The sequence below is a fragment of the Joostella sp. CR20 genome, assembly GCF_038433465.1.
GTDB lineage: Bacteria > Bacteroidota > Bacteroidia > Flavobacteriales > Flavobacteriaceae > Galbibacter.
The window spans coordinates 19,352-28,225 of the sequence record NZ_JAESVF010000017.1 but is presented as its reverse complement, the minus strand read 5'-3'; the positions used below and the strand labels follow the sequence as shown (position 1 = coordinate 28,225).

Genomic DNA, 8,874 nt, shown 5'->3' with positions numbered 1-8,874 from the left:
CCAAGTGTATGAGTAGTAGCGGGTTTTTACTCACTAACTTTTCAGTTTTGTACTGACCTTTGTTTTATATTTTATCTTTCGTTTTATCACTTAAACCGCTATTACTTATACACAATGTTATGTGCTGGCTTTTTCAAGGTATTCTTACGTTTTTCTCTTTCCTTTCAAGTTGACCTATGAGCTTGCCAATGTTCCTTTCCAGTGTTTTTTCTGTTTTGATATTGTTCAGATATTTTAGAATTTCATTTTGTCTTGCTTCGGTCAAATCATTAAAGTTGGAAGTCAATTTTTTGGTTTTCAGCTCGTCTATCAATTTTTTTGGTTTGTCGTATTTTTTTCTTTGTGTGTTGAAGTCCTGACAGATTACAAAATCCGCAATTTTGCCTAATTCAGTATTCCCCCCTTTTGACATCGGAATATTTACAAAAAGTCGGTATGGATTATCTTTTACTGGAACGAGATTTTTGTTGAAGGCAAATCCGTTTATTTTCCCTTTGACCTTTATGTAGCCATTTGTGGGTTTCATTTGATTTGTTATCTCGTTTGGAACGTCCACACAGGCGTTAATCCCAACTTTGTAGATTTTAGCATCAAAACGATATTCAACTGTCCCTTTCATCGTAACATTGATTTAGTCAGCTTTTGTGATTTCTTTAATTGCCTTTTGTAACGTTGTACTGAATTCATCTGGGGTTTCAATCATTGGATAGTGGCACGTTCCACCTATTTCGTAAAGTTTGTAATTATCGCCTAAAATGTTTTTTATACTTTCTTCATTTGTAGGGAAATAATTTACATTGATTAGAAATAATTTTTTCTTGAGCTTTTTTAGCAATGCCAATTCTCGTTGGGAATAACCGAAACTATTTTGGTTAATCGAAAGACCAATTTCTGGGTTCATTGTTTTGAAATCGGTTGTTATTCTGTCCGCTATTTCTTGATTTGTTTGGGAAGTTATGAGTTGTTGATTTACATATTGTTCGGTAGTGCTTGCAAAATTATTTTTCAGATTAGCTATCAAGCCATCTACAGCATCTTTTGGCAGTTCAAAACCTACGTTTTTAAAATAATCCACGCCTATTATCCCAATAATTTTTTTGTAGTTGTTGTTTATGGTTTCCAACATTATGTCGCCACCAATGGAATGCCCAATTAGGATTATGTTTTTGAGGTCTAACTGTTCTATGAGCTCGATTACATCTTTGCCATAACTCTCGATTGTCCAATTCTTACGGTTGGTTGAAGATTTTCCGTGTCCAGCTAAATCTAAAGCAACTACTCTGTAATTAGGCGAAAAGTGATTTAGTTGTTCTTTCCAATATTCTTTGTCTATAAATGCTCCGTGAATGAACAATAAAGTTGTTGTTCCATTTTCGTTGTCATAGTAAGATATGCTTTCGTTGTTGATGTCAATCGTTTTTTCTTTCATTTCAGTTATATTCTCGTTGCAGGCAAAAGATAAAAATGTAAGTAGTAATATCGTAATCGTTGGTCTCATTGTTCTTTTTTTAGCTTGCACATAACGGTTTCATGTATGGTTTCGTTGCGTGAAAATCCGCAGGATTTTCAGTTTTAAGAAACTAATATAGCAAAAACGCCCGAATTTCCGCAAGGAAATTCCGTAGCAATGAACTATACATAGTGTTGTGCAGTGTAAGTCAAGACGCAAAACTTGGCAAATAAACCGCAAAAAGCAAGGTTGTTACGTTCTGCTTGCGTACAGCTTGGTGGCTGGCTACTGTGCGTTTGCTTTTTGCCTTTATTTTTAAAAACTGAACTTTCAAAAATACACCGATGGAAAAGGAACTGCATTTACCTGCCTTAAAAACCTAAAAAAGGAGTAGAGAAGAAGTTAGCTTTTTTAAACACTTTTTATACTGCACAACGGTGTTGTGTAAACGTCAGTTGCTGTGATTTTGTACTAAGATAGCAAAAAAACGTGAGCGTTTGAATTTAGCGAGATTTTTCCGCAGGAAAAATCAGCCAGCAATTGCGCTTACACGTTGTTGGCTTTTAGTGCTTTTATATCAGTTTCTTTTTTTGAGAAATATTCAGTTACCTTAAATGTTTGACTTTGATGAAAATTTTAGAAACCTTTTTGCACAAGACTTTTCAATCAATCGTTTTTTTGAGTGTTTATTTTTCTTTTTGAATTAGATTATTAAAATCAAATCAGGTTTCAGTTAGCAAAATATTCATTTGGAGTTTGATTTTTCAAAATAGTTTTTCGGTAGTTTTTTCAACCAGTAAGTTTTTAAATTTGAGAGTTAGAAATTTACTAGAAAACTTTTCTTTTTTGAAGATATTCAGTTACCGCTTTGTTTCTTGTAAAACAGGATATTTAAACCAATTTTTTTATAGTTAAAGTTGAGTATTTACGACACTTTTGAGGCATTAAAGCCAACGGGTACGTATAACCGTCAGTTACGGATTAAATATACGAAGTTTTTCGGTTAAGCACTGACGTTAGCAATTCCGAGTGGATTCGGACGTAGTCGAATCCGCCGTAATTGCGGTTATACATTGTTAGGCACAGGCTTTATTTCTTTTCCAATTTATCCATTCTTTTTTGTAGCTGAAGAAGCTGGTCATTTAATAGCTTTATACCATTATTTTCTTTTTTGAGATTTTCAATCTCTTTTTGTTGTTGGATTGTATAAAGCATTAATTCTTCTATTTTTTGAAGAAGTTTTGAATCCATTTCTCCTAAAAAAATTCCATTTTCTGCTACCTCCTTAGCACTTGGAATATCTTTTAAATGTCCTTTTTCTTTAATATGAGTTTCTACCTCAAATAATGTAGGTAAATTATAATTATCATAGAATACAAAGTCAGACCATCCTATTAAATCGATTTTAACCTCTTTTGCATGTATTTTACCATTAACAGATAATTTAGAGTTAGGATTAATTTCTCCAATTCCAACTAATCCATTATTATTAATAGTTATTCCATTTATAGGATTATTCCCTTTACTCAAATGGAAAGTTTTATTTTGATTGTCAATCCAGATTCTTGATGTTGTTTCTCCTGATTTTGTCCATAGATTTATTCCTTGACTAGCTCCATTACCATTAATGTGTAATCGCCCATATTCAGGATTAATTTCTCCAATTCCAACTAATCCATTATTATTAATAGTTATTCCATTTATAGGGTTATCCCCTTTACTCAAATGAAAAGTTTTGTTTTGATTGTCGATCCAGATTCTTGATGTTGTTTCTCCTGATTTTGTCCATAAATTTATTCCTTGGCTAGCTCCAGTTCCGCTTATGTGTAATTTTCCGTGTTCAGGGTTTAGAGTTCCTATTCCAACATTACTAGAAGAAGGAAAGGTGTTTTGCGCATTAATATTTAGAATTATTCCAAATAGTATGACTAATAATGTTTTTGTTTTCATAGAGTGTAATTGTATTTTACAAATCGTTTACGTCTTAAGCTTGTGCCTAACGGTAAATATATGGTAAGTAAGGGAGATAATATAACTATCCTTAGGATATTTATCGAGTAAAAATGATATTAATATTTATCTTTTTAAAAATATTAGGTAATCATATTTTACGACCTAGTTTTGATAAATGACCATTTGTCAAAGCGCTTACTCCCTTATTTATTATATATTGTGTTATGAGGCTTTTATTTTAAACGAAAGATAGGTAATGGGGAATACTTGGTTTATTAGGTTTAAAATGCCATTTCATTAAATTATTAAAGTATTATGAAATGGATAAGCTCCAGTCGTTTGATTTTATCCGTATTTAAGGAATTGAAAAGCGTTTATAAATTTTATGACCTGTACATTGAGGTACCCGTCGTTAAATTTAGGCGCGTTGTTTTCTTTTTATTAAAGACTTTATAAGCGTAAGGTGGTAGATTTTATATCCATAACTTGACTTTGTAGTAAAAAATCGCTACCTTAGAAACAAGTTTTATACGACATAGCTCGTTTGAAAATAAATTTTCACGGCATTTATCGCCGAAAACTTGAAATCGATTATACTAATCTCCTTCTTTATAAAGCCTTAAATAAGTCCTTTTAACGCGTAAACAGCTATCAATTATCTATCTTTAAATAAAATCAACCGATTGCTTCATAACGGGCTCGGCTATGAAAAGTAGCGGAAAAACAAGCGCAAACCTGTCCGCCACAACTTTGATTTTTTAAATGTACAAAAACTTTTGGTTTAGAAAATCAGTAGCTATTTTTTATAGCCATTGTTGTGCGCTGGCTTTTTCTCCGCCTTAGAAATATTCCTTGATTAATAAGGTCAGTAATAAACAAAGGCTAATTATTGTGAGATTAATAACAGCACGTGTTATCCATTTGTATCTTGAAAAATTATGATTAAATAATTTAGTTACTAAAACCGCCATTCCCATTAAGAAAAACCAGATTGAAAAGAAAAATGAGGTTCTCCCTCGAACAAGAGTAGTGACAATGTCGTGAATCATTCCGCAAAAGACAAAGGTCAAGAGAAAAGCAATTGTTACAGGAAAAAAGAGTTTTAAAGGTTTAAAAACATATTTCCCCAGATAAAATCCGAAAATAGGATTCCAATAATTCCAAAAAGTTGAAAAGTTCTTTGAGCCTAGTGAGCGGTAAAGGTTATTCCTTAACGATTTAGAGCTTCCAATTGCTACTCCATTCCTCTTTTTAATGTAATCCGTTAAAGTTATCTTCATCTACGGCTTTTTTTTAGCTTGCGCACAACGGTTAAATGTATGGTTTCGTTGCGTGAAAATCCGCAGGATTTTCAGCTTTGGAAACTAAGATAGTAAAAACGCTTGAATTTCCGCGAGGAAATTCCGTAGCAATGAACTATACATATTGTTGCCATACGTACTTTCTTATTCAGTTATAATTTGTTTCCATTTGTCAGATTCCGCAAACTCTTTTACAACTCGGTTTCGTTCGGTTAGTAATTCAATCATATATTTTTTGAGAAAAAGGCTATCTGCTAATTTGCCTAAAATTCCAAAGGGTGATTTATAGTCAAAATAATCAGTCATCAACGTTCCACCATTCAATTCTGTAAAATGATGCTCGTGTTTAAATTCACTAAATGCTCCGCTAACCATTTCGTCCACAAAGTAATTCGGTCGGTCAAATTCCGTTATTATAGAAGTGAGTTTTTGGTAAATTCCAAAATGTTTTGCTCGCCAAGTCACGCTTTCTTTCAGTCCGATTAATCCGCTTGTTTTTCCAGCAATTGCAGTTTCATTCGTGTGTTCAGTAGATATTTTATGTAAATCAATGCTTCGAGAAAGGTCAAAGACTATTTCTTTGTCAGCGTTAATTTCAGTTCGTAATTCAATTCTCGGCATTTAGTTTGGGTATGTGTGGCAACGATTACGTATAAGAATAGTTGCGGGTTTACGTGCGAGGATTTTCCGCAGGAAAATCAGACGTAGTAAACTTGCAACTACCTTTGGTTAAGCCCAAAACTGAGCAATTATTTTTATACATTGTTGTGCCTAGTTGTTTTTTAATTCAGCTCGATGTTTGTCCGATAGACAAGGTTCTGCGAATTCAATAATTCCGTCATTTTCATATTCGTCTAATATTTTTCTTATTCCCGAATAATTAACTTTTTTTACAATTTCCATTGAAAAGTAAGTGTCATTAAGTCCTTCGCTTTCACAATCCAATTCTTTAAATCGGTTTCTAATAATTTCTTTGTCAAATCCTTTTTTGGTTATGATTACTAAAACTATAGAATTTCCAGAATGTTTGGTTGTTTTTTTATAAGTCAGCATTTTTTCCGATTCGTCAAACTCCGCATAAAATTCGTCATCGGTTGCGATTTGTGGTCCGTAGAATGGAATATTGTCCAATTTATAAATTCCGTTATCCTTGTCAATTATTTCTGCCCACATAGTTTCTACAGTCAGTTCATCAAGGACATTACTGTGATATTTGAATAAAATTTTCTCGTATTTTTCTTTAGTTTCTGTCATTCTACAATTAGGCACAACGGTTTCGGCTATACGTAGTGCGGGATTTGAAAGCTGAAAGTTTCAAATCGGCACGGAGTAGAGCGAAGCCGTTTATATATTTTAAATTTTCACTAAAAATACAAAAGGCGAAGCGACTTACAAGCCGAAAATTTAAAATATTTACTCAACCCCGCATTACGTATAGCCCTTGTTGGCAACTGGCTTTTTTTATTCACGATTAAATACTTGATTGTAATATTCGTTCAATAATCCTTTTCCGCTATGTTTGGTTTTTAGAATCAGTTTTGTTTGAGCACAAGCGTTTTTATATAAACTTTGTTCTTTCTCATTCAGACTCTTTGAACCCAAGTAAACCATTTTATAAATCGGATTAGATTGTTCCAATTCAAATGCCTTTTTTAGCATCTCTTTCCCTTTAATTTCCAACTCTTCGTAGTCGCCAAATTCGTAAGGGAAAATTGAAATCGCATATCCAGCAATAAAATTAAATTCAGCTAATTCCGAGTATTTTTTCAGTCCGTTTTTTAATTCGGATTCCAATTCGGTTCGTAAGTCAATATCTTTTTTAAATAGTCCGTTCACATCTTCAAGCATAGACCACAAAAAGAAGAAATAATATTTCCACGTTTCAAAATCCGCGTTGTTTTCCGAAATCAGGTTTCGATATTCAGAATATGCTTCATTATATTTTTCGGCAGATTCTAATTCAAATATTTGTTCCAGATTTTGATTCATTCGTAATTTTTTCAGCTTGTTGCCAACGTGTTTGTATATGGTTTGTTGCGTGTTTTAAGCACATGATTTAGCAAATAAAAAACGAATAGAAAATCCGCGAGGATTTTCGTAAGTAGGCTATAACTAGCAATAAATTATATACGGTGTTACCACACGTTTTTTATTCCATTATTTTTAATTCAGTTAACAATTGTTCATTCGAAAATCCAGAACAACTGTCGTCTTGAAATTTAATTTTTTCAGTTCCGTTGTCGAGATTATAACTAACTCCGAAATTACAAGAATTGTCAGCATTTTGCATTAAATTCAGTTTACGCTCAAATAAAGCTATTCTGCCCACAACGTTTTCCGTTATTTTTATTTTTCCACGCTTTATTCTTTTTCCGTTTTTGTAATATTTATATTTTAAAAATCCGTTTTTAGGTTTAAGAGTCAGTTCATCAGATTCAAAAGTTTGATGTCCCCAAGTTGAGTTTAAAACCCAGCTTTGGTCGTTTTGGATTGATTCTTTTATTAGAGATTTCTTTTCGTAATCTTTGAATTTATTTACACAGATTTTTATTTCATTCAGTTCCTTTGCGTTTGTGAAAGTTGTGTCAATTATCTGTCCAAAAATATTCGTGTATTCTATTTTTATAATGTCCGAATTATTAAGTAAAATCTTCTTTTGATTATTCCAATATTTTTCTTCTTGTTCAAATTTTTGTTCAGTTAGAATTTTAGGTTTAGCTCTATCCAATAAAAACATTGTAAATCCATTTTCTTGACTACAATCATTCGTAACTAATTCAATTCTGTTTTGGGCAAACGAAAAGAATGAATTCAAAACTAAAATTGTCGATATGAAAAGCGTTTTTCTCAAATGTGTGGTAACGGTTAAATGTATGGTTTGTTGCGTGAAAATCCGTTAGGATTTTCAGTTTTAAGAAACTAAGATAGCAAAAACGCCCGAATTTCCGCAAGGAAATTCCGCAGCAATGAACTGTACATATTGTTGTGCAGTGTAAGTCAAAACGCAAGACTTAGCAAATTGACTGCAAAAAGCAAAGTTGTTACGTATTGCTTGCGTACAGCTTGGTGGCTGTTTACCGTGCGTTTGCTTTTTGCCTTTGTTTTAAAATACTTAACTTTTATAAACACCGACGGAAAAGGAACTGCATTTACCTGCCTTAAAAACCTAAAAAAGGAGTAGAGAAGAAGTTAGCTTTTTTAAACACTTTTTATACTGCACAACGGGTAAGTATAACCGTCAGTTACGGGATTAAAGATAATGATTTTCGGTTAATAACTGGTTTTAGCAATTCCGAGTGGATTCGGACGTAGTCGAATCCACCGTAATTGCGGTTATACATTGTTAGCACCAGTATTTTATTTATTCAGTTCTATTAGTTTCCACTCACCATTCGGTTCTTTTGTTAGGTAAACTCCAACATTTAAATCCTTTTCATTTCCGATAACTTTTATGCTCAATTGAGCTTCTCCATATCCATTTGAAATATTGACACTACCTGTAGGCATCATTCCATAATCTTTTATTCCGCCAATTTCTGATATGATTTCTTCATTTTGTTCAATTTCTGAAATAGCAACTTTGTATGCATCTGAATTTTTTATTGCTGAGCCAGCAAATAAGAATGTAAATGCAAAAAAGGCAATTCCAATTCCAACTAATGCCAAAACTCTCGGAAGTTTTTCCGGTTTATTAGGATTCTTAACTACAATTGCTTTTATAGTTTTATCTCCAAGTCGTTTTTTATCTTGACTTGATGCAAGAACTATAAATTCTATTGGCCAAATTATTAAAAATAGATTTCGGACAAATAATTTCCCAAAAGGAGGAACTTCATTCGGTTTATTTTCATCTCTTACCATTATTCCCATAACCCACTTTCCAGGACTAATTCCTTTTATTGAATCTTTCGCAAAGTATATTAGAAATCCAATCAACATTGTCGGCAACATTTTGCTTGTCAGATTACTGAAATTATTTTCGTCCATAAAATCTGTCCCAAGTGACAAGAATACAATTCCTACTATCAGAAAGGAAAATGTAAAATAGTCAATTAAAAATGCTGCTATTCGTCTTTTCCTGCTTGATAAAAGATATTCTTTTTCTAAATTCTCGTTCATTAGTTGATCGTTGGTTTATATTGGTGCTAACGGTTTTGTATAAGATTAGTT

10 protein-coding genes are annotated in these 8,874 nt (G+C 32.5%); 1 reads left to right on the top strand and 9 read right to left on the bottom strand.

The window, feature by feature from the left end:
- Positions 1 to 133: 133 nt before the first annotated feature.
- From JMA43_RS13505 to JMA43_RS13470, 8 genes are all read right to left on the bottom strand, one after another.
- A complete protein-coding gene (locus tag JMA43_RS13505) occupies positions 134 to 619 on the bottom strand; it encodes a DUF1905 domain-containing protein (protein ID WP_342157236.1) in 486 nt (161 codons plus the stop codon).
- Positions 620 to 631: 12 nt separating this feature from the next.
- On the bottom strand, positions 632 to 1,498 hold the full coding sequence (locus JMA43_RS13500) for an alpha/beta fold hydrolase (RefSeq protein WP_342157235.1): 867 nt from the start codon (positions 1,496 to 1,498) through the stop codon (positions 632 to 634).
- A gap of 1,041 nt (positions 1,499 to 2,539) precedes the next feature.
- The gene (locus JMA43_RS13495; RefSeq protein ID WP_342157233.1) at positions 2,540 to 3,400 is read right to left on the bottom strand and encodes a hypothetical protein; all 861 of its coding nucleotides are present in this window, start codon (positions 3,398 to 3,400) and stop codon (positions 2,540 to 2,542) included.
- A gap of 842 nt (positions 3,401 to 4,242) precedes the next feature.
- The gene (locus JMA43_RS13490) at positions 4,243 to 4,683 is read right to left on the bottom strand and encodes a hypothetical protein (protein ID WP_342157231.1); all 441 of its coding nucleotides are present in this window, start codon (positions 4,681 to 4,683) and stop codon (positions 4,243 to 4,245) included.
- A 165-nt stretch (positions 4,684 to 4,848) separates the two neighbouring features.
- The gene (locus tag JMA43_RS13485) at positions 4,849 to 5,325 is read right to left on the bottom strand and encodes an SRPBCC family protein (RefSeq protein ID WP_342157229.1); all 477 of its coding nucleotides are present in this window, start codon (positions 5,323 to 5,325) and stop codon (positions 4,849 to 4,851) included.
- Between the two features lie 150 nt (positions 5,326 to 5,475).
- Positions 5,476 to 5,958, bottom strand: coding sequence for a DUF4265 domain-containing protein (locus tag JMA43_RS13480; protein WP_342157227.1), 483 nt, complete (start codon positions 5,956 to 5,958; stop codon positions 5,476 to 5,478).
- 207 nt (positions 5,959 to 6,165) lie between these two features.
- Positions 6,166 to 6,693 (bottom strand): hypothetical protein, encoded by a 528-nt coding sequence (locus JMA43_RS13475; protein WP_342157225.1) that lies wholly within the window; start codon positions 6,691 to 6,693, stop codon positions 6,166 to 6,168.
- A gap of 160 nt (positions 6,694 to 6,853) precedes the next feature.
- Positions 6,854 to 7,519 (bottom strand): hypothetical protein, encoded by a 666-nt coding sequence (locus tag JMA43_RS13470; RefSeq protein ID WP_342157223.1) that lies wholly within the window; start codon positions 7,517 to 7,519, stop codon positions 6,854 to 6,856.
- 204 nt (positions 7,520 to 7,723) lie between these two features.
- Between JMA43_RS13470 and JMA43_RS13465 the strand changes: the two genes are divergently transcribed.
- Entirely contained in the window at positions 7,724 to 7,885 is a 162-nt protein-coding gene (locus tag JMA43_RS13465; RefSeq protein WP_342157221.1) for a hypothetical protein, read from the top strand.
- 176 nt (positions 7,886 to 8,061) lie between these two features.
- Here the strand turns inward: JMA43_RS13465 and JMA43_RS13460 are convergent, their stop codons facing one another.
- Positions 8,062 to 8,823 (bottom strand): RDD family protein, encoded by a 762-nt coding sequence (locus tag JMA43_RS13460; protein ID WP_342157219.1) that lies wholly within the window; start codon positions 8,821 to 8,823, stop codon positions 8,062 to 8,064.
- Between the last annotated feature and the right edge of the window lie 51 nt (positions 8,824 to 8,874).

Coding starts and splice junctions, on each gene's coding strand:
- JMA43_RS13505 (WP_342157236.1), bottom strand. CDS start 619: ATGAAAGGGACAGTTGAATATCGTTTTGATGCTAAAATCTACAAAGTT.
- JMA43_RS13490 (WP_342157231.1), bottom strand. CDS start 4,683: ATGAAGATAACTTTAACGGATTACATTAAAAAGAGGAATGGAGTAGCA.
- JMA43_RS13485 (WP_342157229.1), bottom strand. CDS start 5,325: ATGCCGAGAATTGAATTACGAACTGAAATTAACGCTGACAAAGAAATA.
- JMA43_RS13475 (WP_342157225.1), bottom strand. CDS start 6,693: ATGAATCAAAATCTGGAACAAATATTTGAATTAGAATCTGCCGAAAAA.
- JMA43_RS13480 (WP_342157227.1), bottom strand. CDS start 5,958: ATGACAGAAACTAAAGAAAAATACGAGAAAATTTTATTCAAATATCAC.
- JMA43_RS13460 (WP_342157219.1), bottom strand. CDS start 8,823: ATGAACGAGAATTTAGAAAAAGAATATCTTTTATCAAGCAGGAAAAGA.
- JMA43_RS13495 (WP_342157233.1), bottom strand. CDS start 3,400: ATGAAAACAAAAACATTATTAGTCATACTATTTGGAATAATTCTAAAT.
- JMA43_RS13500 (WP_342157235.1), bottom strand. CDS start 1,498: ATGAGACCAACGATTACGATATTACTACTTACATTTTTATCTTTTGCC.